Origin of the sequence: Jatrophihabitans endophyticus (assembly GCF_900129455.1) — a bacterium.
In the GTDB taxonomy this organism is placed as follows: domain Bacteria; phylum Actinomycetota; class Actinomycetes; order Mycobacteriales; family Jatrophihabitantaceae; genus Jatrophihabitans; species Jatrophihabitans endophyticus.
Genome location: NZ_FQVU01000005.1, coordinates 381,720 through 400,733 on the forward strand (window position 1 = coordinate 381,720; position 19,014 = coordinate 400,733).

Below are 19,014 nucleotides of genomic sequence, written 5' to 3' on the forward strand. Positions count from 1 at the left end.
CGGGGTCACCCGGTCAGGAGGACGTGGACGACGACGCGCTGGGCGCGCCGGACGGCGGGGCGCCGTGCTCGCCGCCGGGACGACCCGGGCCGCCCTGGCCCCCGGGGCCACCAGCCGGGCCACCGGCCGGGCCGCCCGCAGGACCGGCGCCCGGACCCGCCGCCTTGGTGCGGACGTCGACCGCGGCGGCGTCCAGCGTCGTGCCGTCGCTGTCGACGGTGCCCTCGGCGTGGACGACGCTGCCGGTCGTCACGGCCGAGCTGGTCGCGGACTTGCCGTCCTTGGTGAACGTCACGTCGTCGGCGTAGCTGATCGTGCGGGTGAAGCCGTCGGTGTCGGTGATGGTCAGCCCGTCGTCGCTGACCGCCGTGACGGTGCCGTCGAGGTGGGCGAGCCGGACCTCGACGGCCTTCGCGGTGTAGGCCGAGCCCGACTTCGTGCCGCGCACGTGCACCCGCTGACCGGTCTCGAGCGCCGAGGCGGTCGACTTCGCGCGGCCGACCCGCACGGTGGTGTCATCGGTGAGCTCGTAGCTGCGCGACTTCCCGAACAGGCTGCGGACGGTGATGGCGCTCGACGACAGCTCGGTAACGGTGCCGTCGTAGTCGTACGCGCTCGCCGCGGGTGGCCGGGCCGCGGCGGTGGCATGGTGCGTCGACTTCGCGTCGGCCGTCGTCGCGGTGACGACGGCGGCGATGCCGCCGGTGGCGATGCCGGCGGCAGCCAGCGAGGCGACGGCGATGGTGCGGGCCCGCGGACGCCGACGGACGTCCGGGGTGGTCTGGGTGTCGTGAATGCTGTCGGACACAGGAGTCCTTCCTGGGGGGGAACGGCGGTCACCCCCAACATCGGTCGCGATGCTGAAGCGGGCCTGAAGCAGCCGACACCGGCCGCGGTCTTCAGCAACGCTTCAGAGCGCGCCGTAAGACTGCGTCATGACGCGTACCCGCCCCTGCGCCGCGCGCGTGCTGATCGTCGAGGACGAGGAGCCGATCCGCGACTCGCTGGCCACCGCGTACCGGGGCGCCGGTCACGACGTGCACGCGCGCGCCGACGGCACCGACTTCGAGGACCAGGTCGACGCGTTCCGTCCCGACCTGGTCGTGCTCGACGTGATGCTGCCCGGCCGTGACGGGTTCGCGCTCGCCCGCGCGCTCCGGGAACGCGCCGAGGCCGCCGTGCTGTTCCTGACCGCGCGCGACGACCTCGACGACCGACTGCGCGGCTTCGCCGCGGGTGCCGACGACTACGTCGTGAAGCCGTTCGCCGTGGCCGAGGTGCTGGCCCGCTCGGCGGCGGCCCTGCGTCGGCTGGGACGAATCCCGGCCACGGTGCAGATCGGCGACGTCGTGCTCGATCACGCCGCGTCGGTGGCCAGCCGCGACGGCACGCTGCTCGAGCTCACCGCCACCGAGTGGCGACTGCTGTCCTATCTCGCCGCCAACCGCGGCCGGACGCTGTCGAAGACGCAGATCCTCACCCAGGTGTGGGGGTACGACGACTACGACCCGAATCTCGTCGAGGTGCACGTGAGCGCGCTGCGCCGCAAGACCGAGGCCCTCGGCCCGCGGGTGATCCACACCGTGCGTGGCCTCGGCTACGTCCTACGGCCGTGAGGATGGTCCGCCGGCGTCCCGGTTCGTTACGGGGGCGGGTCGTCCTCGGCGTGCTGGCCCTGCTTGCCGTGCTGTTGAGCGGGCTGTTCGTCACCGTCGACGTCATCCTGTCCGCCCGCCTGCACGCCGACCTGCGGACGCGCCTGACCGATCGGGTCGCGCTCGCCGACCAGCTCGACGGCGCGCTCTCCGCGCAGCAGCTGGTCGACCGGTTGCGCGGCGACGGGGTCAGCTCGCTGCTGTGCGACGCCGACAGCACGAGCCGCGCGGGTGGATCGGCGAACGGGCTCACCTGCGTGCGCGGTGACTCGGGGCCGGCGGGACCCGCGGCGCCGCCGCCGTCGCGGCGACCCGGTCAGCCGCCGCGGTCGGGCGGCGGGCCGCCGCCGCGCGCCACGGCGAACTCGACGGTGCAGACGGCGGGAGACGTGCTGTTCGTGCGGACGACGCTGCCCTCGACCGGGCAGGTGCTGACGCTCTCGGTCGACAGCAGCCAGGTCGGCTCCACGCTGCGCGGCCTCGTGCTGCTCGAGGTCGTGGGTGGGGCCGTCGCGCTGGCGCTCGCGGCGCTGCTACTGTTCCGGGTCGTCGGCATCGCGCTACGACCACTGGACGACATGACCGCGCTCGCCCGCCGGATCGCGGGCGGCGACCGGGGGCGGCGGTTGCGGACCGGGCGTCCCGACACCGAGCTGGGGCGGACGGCGGCCGCGTTCGACGACATGCTCGACGAGCTCGAGACCGCCGTCGCCACGGCCGCGGCCGCGGAGGCGCGGCAGCGGGCACTGCTCGGCGACGTCTCGCACGAGCTGCGGACGCCGCTGACCGGGCTCGCGGCCACGACCGAGCTGCTGCTGCGCGACGAGCCGGACCGCGCGGAGCGTGAGAACGCCTACGTGACGCTCGTGCGCGAGACCCACCGGGCGAACCGTCTCGTCGACGACCTGCTGACGATGGCGCGCCTCGACACCGGCGTACCGCTCGACACCGCCCGCATCGACCTCGTCGACGTCGTCGAGCACGAGGTGGAGCGATTGCGGTTGCTCGCGCCCGGGCTCGACGTGACGGTGGCGGCGCCGCCGGCCGTCCCGGTGCAGGGCGACCCGGCCCGGCTCGGCCAGGTGATGGCCAACCTGCTCGGCAACGCCCGTCGGGCCGCCGGTGCCACCGGTCGGGTGACCGTCGACGTCGCCCGCTGCGAGCGCGGTTGGTGCGTGGACGTCGCCGACTCCGGGCCGGGCGTCCCTTCTGCGGACGCCGAGCGGATCTTCGAACGGTTGGTGCGCCTCGACGCGTCCCGTTCGCGTGACAGCGGTGGGTTCGGTCTCGGGCTCCCGATCGCGCGGGCCGCGGCACGCGCCCATCATGGCGACCTGGTGCTCGCGCCCCGCCGCGGCGGCGAGGGCGCCCGCTTCCGGCTGACCCTCCCGGCCGCGGACGCATGACCGCGGTCGGCCGGCGTCCCACCATCCGGCGGCGCTGCGGTGCTGCGGGGCAGCAGGACGGCGACACGACGGGAGCCGTCCACCGAGTGTCACACCGGCCGTGTGCGGCCCGTGTACGGGCCGTATACGGGCCGTGCGACAAGTCGCCGGAGTGCACCAGGACGTAGTGCCCGGGCCCGGACATGCGGTTGTGCCCGGCCGGGCCGAAGCTGCGGGGCGCATCGTGGCGGAGTGGGAACGGTCGACGGTGTCCGTGGTGCGCGCGCACGTCGCGCGGTGCCCCGGCCCCGCCGTGCGCCTGTGCCGCAGTGCCCCATCCGGCTCGGCGAATCGTGCTCGCTGTGCCTGCCCGGCGCGTCCGGGCCGCACGACTGCACGCTCGTCCAGCTGGTCATGAGCGACCCCGAGCTGCGCGAGCGGCTCGCCGAGCTGCGCCGCGGCCCCGGGCCGGTCACGTCCGACTCGCGAAGTCCTCGGACTTCGTGAGCAACGCGCGCTCGAGGTAGGGCGCCAGGCTGAGCGTGTACGTGCTCGTCAGGTGGTGGTTGTCGAGATAGACGACGACGTTGCCGACGGCGCCGGGGCAGGTCGTGTCGGTGCAGATCAGCGAGGTCAGGTCGATGACCGGCACCGCGCCGTTCAGCTGCTTCGCCGCCACGGTGACGGGGGAGACGGAGCTGAACGACGCCGAGCGGCTCGCGGTGCACGACGACGCGCTGCCGGTACGGCTCGCGAGGCAGTCGGCGAGATTCGAGCCGGGCTCGGGCGTCTCGTGGATCGCGACCACGCCGATGCCGGCGGCCTCGAGCCGCTTCCAGTACGTGGCCATGCCGTTGCCGATCTTGGTGAGGCTGGCGGCGTCCGCCGTCGTGCTCGGCAGCACGGCGTTGTAGCTGCGGTCGCTGGTGATGACGACGTCGGGCTCGATGTCGGTGAGCAGCGAGGTGAGCAGCGCCGCGTTCCAGGTGTTGCAGCTGGCGTAGGCCGTCTGCTGCCCGGGGGTCGTGACCTCGGTGGCGGTGAACGGGCAGCCGCTCTTGGTCGCGACGACCAGCTTCCAGTGGTGCGCCTTCGCGATCTTGTCGAGGGCGTCGGACCACTGCGCGGCGTGCGAGTCGCCGACCAGGGCGACGGTCAGCTGCGGGTCCGTGGTGTCGCCGAGCGTGCAGGTCTGCACCGTGCTGGTGGTCTTGTCCGCCTCGCACGACGCGGTCATGCCGGTCGGCGTGTCCTTCGTCAGCTGCGCGAGGGACGGGACGTAGGAGGCCGAGGACAGTGTCGTGACCGAGCTGGTGAGCGCGGCAGCGCCCGGGTGGGTCGCGTCCAGTGAGCCCGTCGAGGCGCTCTGCCCACCGAGCCACACACTGACGAGCACGACGGGCAGGAGCGCGGCCGTGGCCATCGACAGCGAGCGGAACGGGCTGCGGACGACGAGACGTGCCCGCCGGACCGGGTCCTCCACGAAGCGCTTGGTCAGGGTCGCGAGGCCGACGGACACGGCGATCAGCACGAGCCCGTCGACCAGCCCGACCGCGTGACCCGACCAGGCCCGCCACAGCACGATTGCCGGCCAGTGCCAGAGGTAGAGCGAGTAGGAGACGCCGCCGAGGAACACCATCGGCCGCAGCGAGGTCAGCCGGGCCGGACCGAGCCGGGCGTCCGCGCCGCCCGCGACGAGCACCAGCGCTGCCCCGAGCACCGGCACGAGCGCCAGCCAGCCCGGGAACGGCGACGTCCCCGAGACGAGCATGGCCGACCCGCCGATCATGGCCAGGCCCAGCCAGGCGAGCGGGCCGACGCGACCGGCAGCCCGCATCGCGCGGGCCGGGGCGAGCGCGAGCAGGCCGCCGAGGGCGAGCTCCCACACGCGGGTCGGCGTCACGAAGTACGCCGCGGCGGGGTTCGCGGCGGTCTCGTGCACCGAGTACCACAGTGACGCGGTGACGACGCCCGCGGCGAGCAGCACGAGGACGCCGCGGCCACCGGTGCGCCGGCGTCCACCCGCGCGCCGGATGAGCGCGCCGATGCCGCCGGCCGCCAGGAAGAGCAGCGGCCAGCCGAGGTAGAACTGCTCCTCCACCGACAGCGACCAGAAGTGCTGGACGGGGCTTGCGGCGCCGTCGGCCTGCAGATAGTCGACGGAGTCACGAGCGAGCACCCAGTTCTGGAAATAGAGCGCACTCGCGCGAATCTGTTCGGCGGTGGCGGCGAGCTGCGTCGCAGGCAGCACGAGACGCGACGTCAGCCATGTCACGACGAGGACGACCACCGCGGCGGGCAACAACCGGCGGGCTCGGCGACCCCAGAAGTCGAGCAGGCGCACCCGGCCGTCGCGCTCGTGTGCCCGCAGCAGGTTGCCGGTGATGAGGAAGCCCGAGACGACGAAGAACACGTCGACGCCGACGTAACCGCCGGGCAGCGCGGTGGGCCACAGGTGGTAGAGCACGACGAGCGAGACGGCGACGGCCCGCAACCCCTGGACGTCCCCCCGGAACACCTCGCGGCCGCGCCGGGCGACGTCGTTGTCGATCACTCCTCCACGGGTACCGACGCCGTCTGGCTGGGTGCTGGGTGACGACTGTGCGCCGGCTGGGCAGCGCGGCCGATGCGCGTGGTAAGGCGTCAGCCGCCGGCGAGCGCCGCGGCCGCCGCCCGGGCGGCGGGGACGTAGCCGAGCAGCTCCTCGCGGGGCGTGAGGAACGTGACCGTGGAGATGCTCACCGCGGTGACCGGCCGGCCGTCGGGGGACGGCACCGGGCAGGCGACGCAACGGATGTTCTGCTCGTTCTCCTCGTCGTCGACGGCGTACCCCTGCTCGCGGACGGCCGCGAGCTCGCGCCGCAGCCGTGCCGCCGCGGTGATGGTGTTCGGCGTCCGGCGGGCGAGTCCTCGCGCGACGACGGCGTCCACGCGTTCCGACGGGCCGAAGGCGAGCAGTGCCTTGCCGATCCCCGTCGAGTGCAGCGGCATCGTGCCGCCGACGCGCGACCGCATCGCGAACTGGTCGTGACCGTCGACCTTGTGCGTGTAGACGACGACATCCTCGGCGACGAGGCCGGCGTGCACGGTGTGGCCCACCTCGTCGCGCAGCCGCGTCAACACCGCGGTGACCGACGACGCCTGGCCGGCCCGGGCGGCGAAGGCGAACGCGTCGCTGCCGAGCGAGTACAGCCCGCCCTCGTGTGCGCGCACCCACCCGGCGTCGCGCAGCGTCGACAGGACACGATGCGTCGACGGCTTCGACAACCCGCACGTGGCGGCCAGCGCGGCCAGCTGCACCGGCGAGGCGGAGGCGGCCAGCGCATCGAGCAGGGCGAGCGCCTTGGGGGTCGACCCGGCCGCCGTCCCGCCCACGCCCTTGACACCCTCGCTCACCGGGCTAACGTACCAACCGTTCACCAGAACGGAATGGCGTTCCGAAAAACGAAACGCAACCTGAGCGACGGAGCCGTCGCGTGAGGAGCGGACGCCCATGACCATCGACGTCGCCAAGGGCCGGGCCGAGCCGCCCGCGAACGTCCGGGAGCTGTCCGACCAGGCCATCCAGCGGGTGCTGAACAAGCAGGGCACCGACAGCGGCCGCCGCAACGGCTGGCTGATGATCTCGACGATCCTCATCGAGGCCTGGGACCTCTACTCGATCTCGTTCCTGCTCATCTTCATCAAGGACGAGTTCCACCCGAGCGCGTCGATGCTCGGCCTGACCAGCGCGGCCGTCCAGGGCGGTGCGCTGCTCGGCGCGATCTTCGGTGGCTACCTGTCCGACCGGTTCGGCCGGCGGCCGGTGTTCCTGACGACGATGATCCTGTTCGTCATCCTCGCCGTCGCGCAGGCCTTTGCGACCAACATGTGGGAGCTCGCGGCGATCCGGCTGCTGCTGGGGTTCCCGCTGGGCAGCGACGTCGCGTCGAGCTACGCCTACATCATGGAGACGATGCCCAAGCAGAAGCGCGAGGTCATGGGCTCTCGCTGGCAGGGCATGTTCGGCCTCGGCGAGATCGCCGCGATCATCGTCATCACGGTCCTCTACCTGACGGGCATGGACCACGGCACGCTGTGGCGGCTCGGTCTCGCGCTCGGCGCCGTCCCCGCGCTCGCGCTGCTCATCGGCCGGCTCGACGTGCCCGAGACGACGTCCTCGCTGATCCTGCGCGGCCGCTTCCGCAAGGCCAAGCAGGTCGCGAAGGAGGTCTTCGACGACGACCTGCCGATGCTGCCCGACCAGGACTACGACCTGAAGCGGCCCCGCACCCGAGACTTCCTCGCCGACATCTGGAAGCACAAGACCCGCCGGCGCGCCAGCATCTTCGCCTGGATCTCGAACGCCTGCCAGGGCGCGGAGTTCACCGCGTTCGGCTACTACCTGCCCGTCATCCTCGTGCTCACCGGCGTCTCCGGGATCGGTGCGACGAACTTCCTGACCGGCGCGATCTATCTCGTCGCCACGATCAGCGGCTTCGTCGCCCCGATCGCGCTGCAGCGGCTCGGCCACCGCGGCCTGTCGCAGTGGGGCTTCGGGCTCGCGTTCGTCTCGCTGCTGCTGGCCGCGCTCTTCCTGCAGGTGGAGTGGAAGTGGCTCGTCCCGATCGCGGCGGCGGGGTTGATGTGGGGTCACTACTGGGATGCGTCCAACGGCATGACCATCGCGTCGATGGTCGCTCCGACGCGGTACAAGGGCACGGCCTCCGGCTTCGGCTACATCTTCGTCAAGGCCGCGTCGTTCGCCACCATCTACGGCTTCCCGCAGCTGTTCGACCACCTCGGCGTACCGCTCGCGACGGTGTTGATCTCCAGCATCTCCCTCGTCGGCTTCCTGGCCGCCCGCTTCGTGCTGCCCGAGGTGTACGGGCACGTCGAGACCGACGACGAGGTGCCCGCATCGGCCGTGCCCGCGTGACCCGCATCGTCCACCTGGGACTCGGGAGCTTCCACCGCGCCCACCAGGCCGTCTACACCGCCGCGGCCGGCGGCGACTGGTCGATCACCGGAGTCGCGCATCGCAGCCGCCGGGTCGTCGACGCGCTGCGGGCGCAGCAGCTGCACTACACCGTCCTCACCGTGGACGGCGAGCGGGTCGAGGTCGAGCCCGTCGACGTCCTGGACGACGCACTCGTCGCGGCGGACGAGCCCGACACCGTCGTCGCCCGCATCGCCGACCCGGCCACGACGGTCGTCACGCTCACGATCACCGAGGCCGGCTACACCGCCGACGGTGCGATGCTGGCGCTGCTGCGTGACGGGCTGGCGCGGCGGCGCGGAGCGCCGATCACCGTCATCAGCTGCGACAACCTCGCCGACAACGGCGGCGTGCTGCGCGGGTTGCTGCCCGGCCTCGACGGCGTCGCGTTCCCGTCGACGATGGTCGACCGCATCGTCCCGCGGACGACCGACGAGCACGTCCGGCTCGCGCGCGAGGCCGGGTTCGAGGACGCCGTGCCGGTGCCGGCCGAGCCGTTCCGGCAGTGGGTGCTGCAGCCGCAGTTCGCCTCGGCGCACCCCGACTGGGCGAGGGCCGGTGTCACCCTCACCGACGACGTCGCGGCATGGGAGGCGGTGAAGGTGCGGCTGCTCAACGGCACCCACAGCCTGCTCGCCTACCTCGGCCTGCTGCGCGGTCACGAACTGATCGCTGACGCGATCGACGACGTCGTGATCCGCCGGGCCGCCGATGCCCTCGGTGACGAGTACCAGGCGACGCTGCGGGTACCGGCAGGCCTCGACGTGACCGCGTACCGGGCGCAACTGCGGCGGCGTTTCGGGAACCGCGCGCTCGGCCACCGCACCGAACAGGTCGGCTCGGACGGTTCGCTCAAGCTCGTCCAGCGCATCCCGGCGCCGGTGCGCTGGCACCTCGACCGCGGGAGCGTGCCGCCGCTGCTCGCGCTGAGCGTCGCCGCCTTCCTGCGCTGCCGCACCCCGGGCGTCGAGCTCGCCGGTTCGCCGGGCGACCCGCGCGCGGCGGAGATCGCCGCGCTGATCGGCCGCGCGCACGACGAGCGCGAACTCGCCCGCACCGCCGTCACCCGGCTGTTCGGCGAGCTCGGCCCGTCCTTCGCCGACCGGGTCGGCGACCTGCTGCGGGCACTGCGCACCGGCGGGACGGACGACGCGGTGGCCGAGGCCCTCGGGACGGTGCGGACGTGAGCCGCGGGCTGGTGTGGGCCGGCGGCACCGAGGCGGCCGTCCGCGACGTCCCCGCGCTCGAACCCCGCGACGGCTGGGTGCGGGTCGACGTCGCCGTCGCCGGGCTGTGCGGCAGTGACCTGCACGTGCTCGCCGGCGAGCACGTCCGTGCCCGGCCGGGCATCGTCCTGGGCCACGAGTTCGCCGGCCGGCTCGCCGAGGCGACGACCGACCTGCCGGCCGGCACGCCCGTCTTCGTCGACCCGCAGGTGCGCTGCGGGCGGTGCGACGCGTGCCGGCGCGGGTTGCGGACGGTCTGCGCGGCGCTGACCGCCGTCGGCATCGACTACCCCGGCGCGGCCAGCCCGCAGACGCTCGTGCCGGTGGAAAACGTGTACGCGCTGCCGCCGTCGCTCGAGCTGACCCGCGCCGGGCTCGTCGAGCCGGTCGCCGTCGCGGTGCGCGCGGTCCGCCGATCCGGGCTGGGTCCGGGCGACCGGGTGCACGTCGTCGGCGCCGGGCCGATCGGCTGCCTGGTCGGCCTCGTGGCGCAGCGGGCGGGTGCGGACGTCACCGTCGCCGAACCCGCGCCCGCCCGCGCCGACGCGGCCGCCGCCCTCGGGCTGCGCACCGTCGACCCCGCGGACCGGCGCCCGGAGCACGACGTCGTCCTCGACGCCACGGGGACGCCGCGCGTGTCGGCGTCGGTCTGCGACTGGGTGCGGCCCGGCGGCACGCTGGTAGTGGTCGGCGCCTACCCGCCGCAGCCGCCGCCGTTCGACCTGCTGCGGGTGATGTTCGCGGAGCTGACCGTCCTCGGCACCCGCATCTACGACCACGAGGACATCCACGCCGCGATCGAGCTGCTCGACCGCGATCCCGGTCGCGTCCCCGATGTCGTCACCCGCACCGTCCCGCTCGCCGACGCCGTCGCCGCGGTGGCCGACCTGCGGGCCGGCCGCGCCATGAAGATCCTGCTCGACCCGAAGGAGTGACCCGCCCGTGCGCATCGCCGCCGTCGACGTCATCGTCACGTGCCCCGGCCGCAACTACGTCATCGTCAAGATCACGACCGACGACGGTGTCGTGGGATGGGGTGACGCCACGCTGAACGGTCGGGAGCAGTCAGTCGTCGCCTACCTGCGCGAGCACGTGGCGCCGCTGCTCGTCGGCCGGGACGCCACCCGCATCTCCGACATCTGGCAGTACCTGTACCGCGGCTCCTACTGGCGCCGCGGCAGCGTCGCCGCCACCGCCATCGGCGGAGTGGACATCGCGCTGTGGGACATCGCCGGCAAGGTCGCCGGGCTGCCCGTCTACCGGTTGCTCGGGGGCCGCGCCCGCGACGGCGTGACCATTTACGGTCACGCCAGCGGCACCGACATCGACGGCGCGGTCGCCGACGTCGGCGACTTCCTCGCCCGCGGCTACCGCGCGGTGCGGGTGCAGGCGCTCGTGCCCGGCCTGACGTCCAACTACGGGCTGCGCCACGGCACCGGCCTCACCTACGAACCCGCCGCGGGCGAGCTGCCGGACGAGGAGACCTGGGACTCCGCCGCGTACCTCGACTTCGTGCCCGGCCTGATGAAGCGGGTGCGCGAGGAGCACGGCTACGGCTTCCACCTGCTGCACGACGTCCACCACCGGCTGTCGGCCAACGAGGCCGCGCAGCTCGGCCGCAGCCTCGAGCCGTACCGGATGTTCTGGATGGAGGACCCGACCCCGGCCGAGGACCAGGCCGCGTTCCGGCTCATCCGCTCACGCACCACGACGCCGATCGCCGTCGGCGAGATCTTCTCCGGCATCTGGGACTGCCAGCTCTTGATCAGCGAGCGGCTCATCGACTACATCCGCGTCGCCGTGCCCCACGCCGGCGGCATCACCCACACCCGCCGTATCTGGGACCTCGCCGACCTCTACGGCGTGCGGACCGGGTCGCACGGTCCGGGCGACGTATCGCCTATCGGCATCGCCGCCGCGCTGCACCTCGACCTCGTGGCCCCCAACTTCGGGATCCAGGAGTACATGGGGCATCTCGACCCGGCCGGCGAGGTCTTCCGCGCCGGCTACTCCTACGGCGAGGGCATGCTCGATCTCGGCGACGCGCCCGGCATCGGCGTCGAGGTCGACGAGGACGCCGCGGCCCGGTACCCCTACTCGCCGAAGTACCTGCCGGTGGCCCGGCTGGCCGACGGCAGCATGCACGACTGGTGAGGGAGGCACGCATGACGTTCGACATCCTGCGCGAGGCGATCGCGACGACCCGCGTCCTCGCGATCTTCCGGGCGCGGACGAGCACGCACTTCGTCGCGGCGGCGCGCGCCCTGGCCGCCGACGGCGTGCGGGCACTCGAGTTCACGCTGACGACCGACGGCGCGCTCGCCGCGCTGCGCGACCTGCGGGCCGCCGAGCCCGACCTGCTGGCCGGCGCCGGCACGGTGATCACGCCGCAGGACGCGAGCGACGCGGTCGAGGCGGGGGCGCAGTTCCTGGTCGCGCCGTGCGTCCGGGTGGACACGCTGGCCGAGGCCGGCCGGCTCGGCGTGCCGATGGTCGCCGGGGCCACCACCCCGACCGAGATCGTCACCGCCTACGAGTACGGTTCGCAGCTCGTGAAGCTCTTCCCGTCCGCCGTCGGGCCGGCCTACGTGAGATCGGTGCGCGAGCCGCTGCCGCACATCGACCTCGTCGTCACCGGCGGCGTCGCGCTCGACGCGATCCCGAACTTCCTCGACGCCGGTGCGTGCGCCGTCGGACTCGGCTCGCCGCTCACCGGCGACGCGCTCGACACCGGCGACATCGCGAGCATCAGCGCGCGTGCCCGCACCGCCCTGGCCGCGGCACGGCGGGACGCGTCGTGAGCGGCCTCGTCACGCTGGGCGAGCAGCTCGGGCAGGTGACGGCCGGCACCGAGGGGCCGCTGCGTCCCGGCGCGGCCGCGCAGCTGTCGGTGTGCGGCGCCGAGGCCAACGTCGCGATCGGTGTCCGCCGGCTCGGCTTCGCCGCGGCCTACGTGGGGCGGGTCGGCGACGACGCGTTCGGCCGGATGGCGCTCGACGTGCTGCGCGGCGAGGGGGTCGACGTCACCGGGGTGCGCGTCGACCCGGCCGCGCCCACCGGTCTGCTCCTGCGGTCGCGGCGGACGGCCGACCGCACCGTCGTCGAGTACCTGCGCTCGCGCTCGGCGGGGTCGCGGCTGACCGCAGCGGACCTCGACGAGGACGTGATCGCCGGGGCGGGGCTGCTGCACGTCACCGGCATCACGCCCGCGCTGAGCCCCACCGCGGCCAAGGCGGTCGACGTCGCCGTCGACATCGCCCGCGCCGCCGGCGTCCCCGTCAGCCTCGACGTGAACTACCGTGCCGCGCTCTGGTCACCGGACGAGGCGCGCCCGGAGCTGCGGCGACTCGCGAGCCGCGCCGACGTCGTGATCGGTGGCCCGGCCGAGCTCGCCCTGCTCGGCGGTGACGAGCAGCTCGAGCACGTGGCCGAGCTCGGCCCGACCGAGGTCGTCCGCACCGAGGGGGCGTCCGGAGCGACCGCCTTCGCCGACGGGACGACCGAGCACGTGGCCGCGCACGACGTGCGCGTGGTCGACGTCGTCGGCGCCGGCGACGCGTTCGTCGCGGGCTACCTCGCCGCGCGGCTCGACGGGCGTTCGGTCGGTGAGCGGTTGCGGCTCGGGGTCCTGCTCGGCGCGTTCGCGGTCGGCACCTGGGGCGACTGGGAGGGGCTGCCCCGCCGTGACGAACTCGGCCTGATCGAGCACGGCGACGAGGTGCTGCGGTGAGGATCGCGCGGCTGCGCACCTATCCCGTCCCGCCGCGCTGGCTGTTTCTGCGCATCGACACCGACGACGGCCTCGTGGGGTGGGGCGAGCCGGTCGTCGAGGGGCGCGCCGCCACCGTCGCCGCTGCGGTCGAGGAGCTCGGCGAGTACCTGATCGGGCAGGATCCGCGCCGGATCGAGGAGCACTGGACGGTCCTCGCCCGCGGCGGCTTCTACCGCGGCGGCCCGATCCTGTCGAGCGCGCTGGCCGGCATCGACCAGGCGCTGTGGGACATCGCGGGCAAGGCGCTCGGCGTGCCGGTGCACCAGCTGCTCGGCGGGCACGTCCGCGACCGCGTCCGGGTGTACTCGTGGATCGGCGGCGACGACCCGGCGGAGGTGGCCGAGCAGGCCGCGGCGAAGGTCGCCGAGGGCTTCACCGCGGTCAAGATGAACGGCTCGGGCGCGTTGCGGCTGCTGGATACGCCGGCGGCGGTGCACGGGATCGTCGAGCGGGTGGCGGCGGTGCGCGAGGTGCTCGGTCCGGAGCGCGACGTCGCCGTCGACTTCCACGGCCGGCTCAGCCTCGCGATGGCACGCCGCACGCTGCCGCTGCTCGAACCGCTGCTGCCCCTCTTCGTCGAGGAGCCCGTGGTGCCGGAGGCGAGCGACCTCGTCGGCGACCTGACGGCCGGCACGTCGATCCCCATCGCGCTGGGGGAGCGGCTGTACTCGCGGTGGGATTTCCGGCGCGTGCTCGGGACGGGGATCGCCGTCGTCCAGCCCGACGTGTCGCACGCCGGGGGGATCTCGGAGCTGCGCAAGATCGCCACCATGGCCGAGGCGTTCGACGTCGCGCTCGCCCCGCACTGCCCGCTCGGCCCGATCTCGCTCGCGGCCAGCCTGCAGGTCGGCCTCGCCTCGCCGAATCTGCTCATTCAGGAGCAGAGTCTCGGCATCCATTACAACGCGGGCTCCGATCTGCTGGACTACCTGGTCGACCCCGCGGTCTTCGAGTACGCCGACGGCTTCGTGGCGCGACCGACCGGACCCGGCCTCGGCATCGAGGTGGATGCTGCCGCGGTCGAGCGGGCCGCCGCGACCGGGCACCGCTGGCGCAACCCGGTGTGGCGCCGCGACGACGGCGCGTTCGCCGAGTGGTGAGTCACCGATCCGGGTAGTCGGGCGGGACGGCGGTCCGTGCGCCCAGGGCGCGGCCGCGGCCCCACCCGAGCTCCCGTCGGTAACCGCCGCGCAGCCGGTCGGGAGGGGACGGACGGCGGCCCGTGGGCGACGGTCCGGCGGATGGCGGCGGACTCGCCGAGCGGGGCGCGGCCCCGTGGAGTGCTACCGACAGATGGCGCTGGCCGACCGGGCAAGGTCGACGTGACGGTGCGGGTCAACGCGCTGTGCGCATCCTTGTCTATAGCCAGGCTAGGGAATCCAAGCCGCCCGAGCCGGCGATGACCACTCCGGTCGGTCGTTCGTGCCGCTGACGATCGTCGCGCCGAGGTCGTCGTCGGCGTCGAGGCGGGGCGTGAGACCGGCCGACTCGACGGCGGTACGGGCGGCGTCGCGTTGGTGTTCGGCGATCTCGATGTACAGCACGCCGCCGGGTGCGAGCCAGTGCGCGGCCTCGGCCAGTACGCGGCGGGCGATGTCGAGACCGTCGGGCCCGCCGTCGTGCGTCCGTGGCGGCTCGTGGTCGCGGGCCTCGACCGGCATCGACGCGAGCGCGGCGGTGGGGACGTAGGGGACGTTCGCGAGCAGCACGTCCACGCGGCCGCGTAGCGCTGCGGGCAGCGTGGCGAACAGATCGCTCTCGTACACGCGACCGGGTGGCAGCGTGTGTCGTGCGCAGCGGACGGCGACCGGGTCGATGTCGGCGGCATGCACCTCGCTGCCGGGGACGCGCGCGGCGAACGCGGCGCCCAGCGCACCGGACCCGCAGCACAGGTCGAGGCAGGTCGCATTCGCCGGTGCGCGTGCCGCCGCCGTCCGGACGAGGAACGCGGTGCGTCGGCGCGGGACAAACACGCCGGGGGACACTGCGATGCGCAGGCCGTCGAACTCGGCGAAGCCGACGACGTACTCGAGCGGCTCGCCGTCAACACGGCGCGCCAGCAGGGCGTCGAGGTGGTCCGGCGAGGTCGCGGCCTCGCGCAGCTCGCGGGCCTCGTCCTCGGCGAAGACGCAGCCGGCGGCGCGCAGGCGGGTCACGACGGGGTCGGTCACCGGGTGCGTCCGGTGGGGAGCGAGGCCGTCCGGAGCTCGGCGAGTCCCGTCTCGGGGTGCCGGCGCAGGTGGCGGCGCCCGGCGATCGCGATGCCGGCCGTCATGCCTCGGTCCGCCCGTTCCCGGCGTTGCGGAGCTCGACGAGTTGGCGTGCCGGGTCCCAGCCGGCTGGTGCGGGCCGGATGCCGGCGCTGTCCCACGGCATCCCGCGCGCGACCCACTCGGCGCGCCACGATTCGTAGGTGTAGCCGAGGTCGTCGTCGCTCACCCCGAACTCGAACCCGCATGACCAGCAGATTTGGTGGGAGCCGCCGCCACCCAGGAGGCGAGCTGGCTCGCTCAGCCCGGCATACCCGCAGACGGGGCAGGTGAACGTCATGTCGTGTCTCCGCGTGATGCTCGGTCGTGCTGGTCCGTCGTTGGACCTTGGTCTGCTTGCAAATAGCCGCACACTGGACCACGCTGGAACGTCACGGCCACACTCCCTGGCTGCGCCGGAGGGTTAGGCACCTAGATCGGCTCGACGGCGAGGTAGGGCTGCTCCGTGGGCACTTGCCATTCGACGTCGGTGATGTCGGCGAGGCGGGCCGGCTCTTCGTACTGGGTGTCGGCCCACACCTTCCACACCAGTCGGCACGCCCCTGTCTCGATCAAGGAGACAACAGCGTCGCGTGCGATCGCCTCGCGCTCGACGTTGCTGAGCTCGTCGAACTGTCGGAGCTCGTCGAAGAACTCGTAGAGCCCCACACGGCCGGCTTGGAAGAGGTCTTGTGCTTCGCGGGCCACGTAGTCCCGCAATTCATCGTGCCGACTCATGCTGCCGGACCTCCCTCGGCGAATCGTCATCGTGCCAGGGCAGTAACGAGACCGCAGGACCGTAGGTCGCTGCTCCCGGTCCTGACCGCAGTCAGGGTCCTGACGACGCGCGAACGTGTCTCGGGACTGGTCAACCTGTTGCGCCGCCTCGTCGGTTCTCGTTGCGGCCGCAGTCGAGGCGATCTCCACCGTCATGCGTCGGTCCGTCCGTTCCCGGTGTCGAGGAAGTCGGCCAGTTGGCGGGCCGGGTCCCAGCCGGCCGGCACGGCTTGGATGCCCGTGCTGTCCCACGGCATCCCGCGCGCGATCCACTCGGCGCGCCACGATTCGTAGGTGTAGCCGAGGTCGTCGTCGCTCACCCCGAACTGGAACCCGCAGGATAAGCAAATCTCGTACGAACCGCCGCTGTCGGTGTCGCGCGGCGGCTCGATCAGCCCGGGGTACCCGCACGCGGGGCAGACGTAGTAATCGTTCAACGCAACACTCCGGGTTGACGCTCGAAATATGTGGAACTCGTCGGAACGAAGAAGGTGCGGGTCGCGCCGTCAGGTCGGTAGCTCGCGAACGATCCGGTCTTCGGGTCGTAGACGCGAATATCGCCATTACGCGCGATCTTGCGCGGAAGTTCACCGCGCATGGCGCGTTGCAGCATGTCGGAGGCCTTGCGAACGTACTCCTGCTCCGAGCCCGCGCCAACGGCCGCCCCGTGCCGCTTGAAATGGTTCGAGAGCCTCGCCGGGTTCCCCCATACGCCGGGGTCGCCCATCTTCCGTCCGGCCAATCTTGACGGCATCTTGACCGCTGCCGATCCAGCGCGGGCAAGGCGACCGGCGGCGGCCGCTTCTCGCCCTTCTGTTGCCATGTGGGTGACGCGGATCGTGCGCGGGACCTTGCCGACGGTCGCGGTCACGAGGCGTGCTTGGCCGAGGGCTTCGAGCGAGCGCACGATGCTGGCGGCCGTCTCGGTGGCGGTGGCGATCGTCGCGTCGAGCGCCTTCGCGGCGGCGGTGAAGCGCCGGATGAGCTGGGCGACCCTCGCGGCGACCGCGCTGAGGCGGGCGGCCTGGGCCGTCTGCGCGGGTCCCTCCGCCGCGCCGAGGGTGAAGGCGCTGAAGAAGGCGCCGGCCGCCTGGATGGCGACCGACTCCATCAGCAGTTCCCGAAGCTCGGCGGCGACCTCGGAGTGGCACTGGTCGAGGTGGGTCGCCAAGGCCTCGCAGGCGCCGGCGAGGGTGCGGTGGGCCTCCGCGAGACGCTGCAGCCGATCGTGCATGCCCTGGCAGACCGCGACGATGTCGTCGGCTTCGGGTAGGCGGTCGACGGCGAAGCGCATGCTGGCCAGGGCGGGAGTGGCCTGCAGTGCTTCGACGGCCAGTGCGCACTCCCGATACGCAGCAGCCGCATCGCGCAGACGATCCTGATGCCCGTTGGGCCACACGTAACCCACGAGGTGCCGGATGACACCCCATCCCGTCGGTTCCCCGCCGCCGCCACCCGCCGCTGTGGGTGGTGGCGACGGCCTGGGCGCCGGGTGGTCCGTCGGCGGCAGTCGGTCGAGTTCCGTCGCGGAGGACGCCGGCGAGCCGCCCGTCGTGGACGCGTCCTCGGCCGCCGCGTAGTTCAACGCCGAGCGCGAGAACATGTCGGCCGTGCGATCGGCGGCGACGATCAGCTGCGCGGTGGCCTGCAGCACCGAATCGGCGGCGGGGTCGTACGCGGCGGCCCACGCCCGGCCGCCCTCGTCGTCGCCGGCCATGGCGCCGCAGTGATCGAGCGCGGTCCCGACGCTGCCGAGCGCGATGCGTGCCGGGTCGGCAATCCTCGTGCGCATGACGAGGGCGGCGTCGGTGAAGTCCTCGATCTCCACGTGCAGCCGTGTCATGGCCGGGGACCGTAGCTCGGTGCGGTGTCCGCTCGCTCGCGTCGGGCGGCGGGCTGTGGACAACCTGCCGTTCGGGCGGTGCGAACGTGACTGCCTGTGGACAACCCGACCATCCGGCGCGGTTTCGTGGCAGCATGCTCGGCGTGAATCGGAGGGAGTTTGCGGCATTTGTCGCGATGGCGCTGGTCGTGCTGTCCGCTGCCGCCTGCACCTCCGACGGCGGCAGCGACCCGACACCGAGCCGAACCGTCACGCGAACGACCCCGACCGCGCCGGCCACCACGACCCGCCCGAGCAGCAGCGCCACCCCCAGCCCGACCGTGCCCACCACCGGACCCAACGTGCGCCCGGGCGAGAAACCCCCCACCGAGTCCGCCCTCGCCAAGACCCACACCCCACCCGGCGCCACCGAGTTCGCGTTGTTCTGGTTCCAGGCGCTGGACTGGGGCTACGCCACCACGGATTCGACCCTGGCAAAGCAGCTGTACACCGTCGCCTGCGCCGACTGCGCCCGGTTCGTGACGGTCTTCGACGAGCTTCGATCCAAGCGGCAGCACCTCGTAGGGGGTCGCATCACCCCGGTAAGCCGGCACCTGGTCGCGAATGATCAGCGGCATCCCGGCACCACAGTGGTGGACGTCAAGATCGACACGGAGGCGGTGGCCTCGGTCGATGGACATGGCAAGACCGTCGAACGCGCGCCGGCCAAGAAGGCGCTCCGGTACCGATTGTGGTTGGCGTGGGCGAAGGGGCGATGGGCCGTTACCGACTACAAGCAGGTGAGGACGTGAAGCTCATCGCCCTGCTCGGTGCCGTGCTCGTCGCACTGTCGGCGGCAGTGTTGCCTATTGCGAACCCTGCGAACGCGCAGCCCTGCACCGGCACGGTCGTCAACATCGACGGATGTCGCGGGGCACGCTCCGTCACCGTCTCCGGCAGCCAACCCGACCCAGGACGGACTTCGACGCCACCGACCGGTCGACCGAATACACCGCCCTCGTTGACGGTCACCTGCGGGACGAGCGCGGAACGTGAACTGACCAACCTCGGCGACCGTCTACCAGCCGTGGCCGGCAGCACCTGCCAAAGCCAACGCATCATCTGCCGAGCCACCGAAAAAGCCGAGAAC

General features: G+C 72.9%; 20 protein-coding genes. 12 read left to right on the forward strand and 8 right to left on the reverse strand.

What is annotated here, in order from left to right:
• Window positions 1–13: 13 nt before the first annotated feature.
• Window positions 14–808, reverse strand: coding sequence for a DUF5666 domain-containing protein (locus BUE29_RS18560; RefSeq protein WP_073391897.1), 795 nt, complete (start codon window positions 806–808; stop codon window positions 14–16).
• A gap of 127 nt (window positions 809–935) precedes the next feature.
• Between BUE29_RS18560 and BUE29_RS18565 the strand changes: the two genes are divergently transcribed.
• The 3 genes from BUE29_RS18565 (at window position 936) to BUE29_RS18575 (ending at window position 3,547) form a co-directional block, all read left to right on the forward strand.
• Window positions 936–1,616 carry a response regulator transcription factor gene (locus BUE29_RS18565; RefSeq protein ID WP_073391898.1) on the forward strand — a complete coding sequence of 227 codons (681 nt, stop codon included), beginning with the start codon at window positions 936–938 and terminating at the stop codon, window positions 1,614–1,616.
• 2 nt (window positions 1,617–1,618) lie between these two features.
• Window positions 1,619–3,061, forward strand: a complete 1,443-nt coding sequence (locus BUE29_RS18570) for a HAMP domain-containing sensor histidine kinase (protein WP_073391899.1) — start codon at window positions 1,619–1,621, stop codon at window positions 3,059–3,061.
• Between the two features lie 300 nt (window positions 3,062–3,361).
• Window positions 3,362–3,547: a DUF6767 domain-containing protein gene (locus tag BUE29_RS18575; RefSeq protein ID WP_143168245.1), complete on the forward strand. Its 186-nt coding sequence runs from the start codon at window positions 3,362–3,364 to the stop codon at window positions 3,545–3,547.
• Here BUE29_RS18575 and BUE29_RS18580 read toward each other — a convergent pair.
• The gene (locus BUE29_RS18580; RefSeq protein ID WP_159440902.1) at window positions 3,513–5,594 is read right to left on the reverse strand and encodes an acyltransferase family protein; all 2,082 of its coding nucleotides are present in this window, start codon (window positions 5,592–5,594) and stop codon (window positions 3,513–3,515) included. The two genes, BUE29_RS18575 and BUE29_RS18580, sit on opposite strands and share 35 nt — an antisense overlap.
• 89 nt (window positions 5,595–5,683) lie before the next feature.
• Window positions 5,684–6,436 (reverse strand): IclR family transcriptional regulator, encoded by a 753-nt coding sequence (locus BUE29_RS18585; RefSeq protein WP_073391901.1) that lies wholly within the window; start codon window positions 6,434–6,436, stop codon window positions 5,684–5,686.
• A 97-nt stretch (window positions 6,437–6,533) separates the two neighbouring features.
• Here BUE29_RS18585 and BUE29_RS18590 point away from each other — a divergent pair, with 97 nt between their 5' ends.
• Genes BUE29_RS18590 through dgoD form a run of 7 tightly spaced genes read left to right on the forward strand, consistent with a single transcriptional unit; the run spans window position 6,534 to window position 14,116 of the window.
• Complete coding sequence (locus tag BUE29_RS18590; protein WP_073391902.1) at window positions 6,534–7,958, forward strand: MFS transporter; 1,425 nt, start codon at window positions 6,534–6,536, stop codon at window positions 7,956–7,958.
• The gene (locus BUE29_RS18595; protein ID WP_159440903.1) at window positions 7,955–9,205 is read left to right on the forward strand and encodes a mannitol dehydrogenase family protein; all 1,251 of its coding nucleotides are present in this window, start codon (window positions 7,955–7,957) and stop codon (window positions 9,203–9,205) included. Before BUE29_RS18590 ends, BUE29_RS18595 begins: the two co-directional genes overlap by 4 nt.
• Window positions 9,202–10,179: a zinc-dependent alcohol dehydrogenase gene (locus BUE29_RS18600; protein WP_084181399.1), complete on the forward strand. Its 978-nt coding sequence runs from the start codon at window positions 9,202–9,204 to the stop codon at window positions 10,177–10,179. Before BUE29_RS18595 ends, BUE29_RS18600 begins: the two co-directional genes overlap by 4 nt.
• Window positions 10,180–10,186: 7 nt before the next feature.
• A complete protein-coding gene (manD, locus tag BUE29_RS18605) occupies window positions 10,187–11,398 on the forward strand; it encodes a D-mannonate dehydratase ManD (RefSeq protein ID WP_073391903.1) in 1,212 nt (403 codons plus the stop codon).
• 11 nt (window positions 11,399–11,409) lie between these two features.
• Entirely contained in the window at window positions 11,410–12,045 is a 636-nt protein-coding gene (locus BUE29_RS18610; RefSeq protein WP_073391904.1) for a bifunctional 4-hydroxy-2-oxoglutarate aldolase/2-dehydro-3-deoxy-phosphogluconate aldolase, read from the forward strand.
• The gene (locus BUE29_RS18615; protein ID WP_073391905.1) at window positions 12,042–12,974 is read left to right on the forward strand and encodes a sugar kinase; all 933 of its coding nucleotides are present in this window, start codon (window positions 12,042–12,044) and stop codon (window positions 12,972–12,974) included. The genes BUE29_RS18610 and BUE29_RS18615 overlap by 4 nt, the downstream gene beginning before the upstream one ends.
• A complete protein-coding gene (gene dgoD / locus BUE29_RS18620) occupies window positions 12,971–14,116 on the forward strand; it encodes a galactonate dehydratase (protein WP_073391906.1) in 1,146 nt (381 codons plus the stop codon). Before BUE29_RS18615 ends, dgoD begins: the two co-directional genes overlap by 4 nt.
• 270 nt (window positions 14,117–14,386) lie before the next feature.
• Here dgoD and BUE29_RS18625 read toward each other — a convergent pair whose 3' ends face one another.
• The 5 genes from BUE29_RS18625 to BUE29_RS18645 all read right to left on the reverse strand — a co-directional run bounded on the left by BUE29_RS18625 (window position 14,387) and on the right by BUE29_RS18645 (window position 17,885).
• Entirely contained in the window at window positions 14,387–15,187 is an 801-nt protein-coding gene (locus BUE29_RS18625; protein ID WP_073391907.1) for a putative protein N(5)-glutamine methyltransferase, read from the reverse strand.
• Window positions 15,188–15,287: 100 nt separating this feature from the next.
• Window positions 15,288–15,455, reverse strand: a complete 168-nt coding sequence (locus BUE29_RS22910; RefSeq protein WP_200800304.1) for a hypothetical protein — start codon at window positions 15,453–15,455, stop codon at window positions 15,288–15,290.
• Window positions 15,456–15,697: 242 nt separating this feature from the next.
• Window positions 15,698–16,198, reverse strand: a complete 501-nt coding sequence (locus BUE29_RS18635) for a hypothetical protein (protein ID WP_073391909.1) — start codon at window positions 16,196–16,198, stop codon at window positions 15,698–15,700.
• Window positions 16,195–16,479: a hypothetical protein gene (locus tag BUE29_RS18640; protein WP_073391910.1), complete on the reverse strand. Its 285-nt coding sequence runs from the start codon at window positions 16,477–16,479 to the stop codon at window positions 16,195–16,197. The genes BUE29_RS18635 and BUE29_RS18640 overlap by 4 nt, the downstream gene beginning before the upstream one ends.
• Window positions 16,476–17,885 (reverse strand): hypothetical protein, encoded by a 1,410-nt coding sequence (locus BUE29_RS18645; protein WP_073391911.1) that lies wholly within the window; start codon window positions 17,883–17,885, stop codon window positions 16,476–16,478. Before BUE29_RS18645 ends, BUE29_RS18640 begins: the two co-directional genes overlap by 4 nt.
• A gap of 134 nt (window positions 17,886–18,019) precedes the next feature.
• Between BUE29_RS18645 and BUE29_RS18650 the strand changes: the two genes are divergently transcribed.
• Window positions 18,020–18,676, forward strand: a complete 657-nt coding sequence (locus tag BUE29_RS18650; RefSeq protein WP_143168247.1) for a DUF6318 family protein — start codon at window positions 18,020–18,022, stop codon at window positions 18,674–18,676.
• The coding region (locus tag BUE29_RS22215) for a hypothetical protein (RefSeq protein ID WP_143168248.1) at window positions 18,673–19,014 on the forward strand (342 nt) is incomplete at its 3' end. The genes BUE29_RS18650 and BUE29_RS22215, both read left to right, overlap by 4 nt.

What these genes read in the sequence shown, in the direction of transcription:
- BUE29_RS18565 (WP_073391898.1), top strand. Translation starts at nt 936, where the DNA reads ATGACGCGTACCCGCCCCTGCGCCGCGCGCGTGCTGATCGTCGAGGAC.
- BUE29_RS18570 (WP_073391899.1), top strand. Translation starts at nt 1,619, where the DNA reads ATGGTCCGCCGGCGTCCCGGTTCGTTACGGGGGCGGGTCGTCCTCGGC.
- BUE29_RS18590 (WP_073391902.1), top strand. Translation starts at nt 6,534, where the DNA reads ATGACCATCGACGTCGCCAAGGGCCGGGCCGAGCCGCCCGCGAACGTC.
- BUE29_RS18610 (WP_073391904.1), top strand. Translation starts at nt 11,410, where the DNA reads ATGACGTTCGACATCCTGCGCGAGGCGATCGCGACGACCCGCGTCCTC.
- BUE29_RS18635 (WP_073391909.1), bottom strand. Translation starts at nt 16,198, where the DNA reads ATGACGGTGGAGATCGCCTCGACTGCGGCCGCAACGAGAACCGACGAG.
- BUE29_RS18645 (WP_073391911.1), bottom strand. Translation starts at nt 17,885, where the DNA reads ATGACACGGCTGCACGTGGAGATCGAGGACTTCACCGACGCCGCCCTC.
- BUE29_RS18650 (WP_143168247.1), top strand. Translation starts at nt 18,020, where the DNA reads ATGCTCGGCGTGAATCGGAGGGAGTTTGCGGCATTTGTCGCGATGGCG.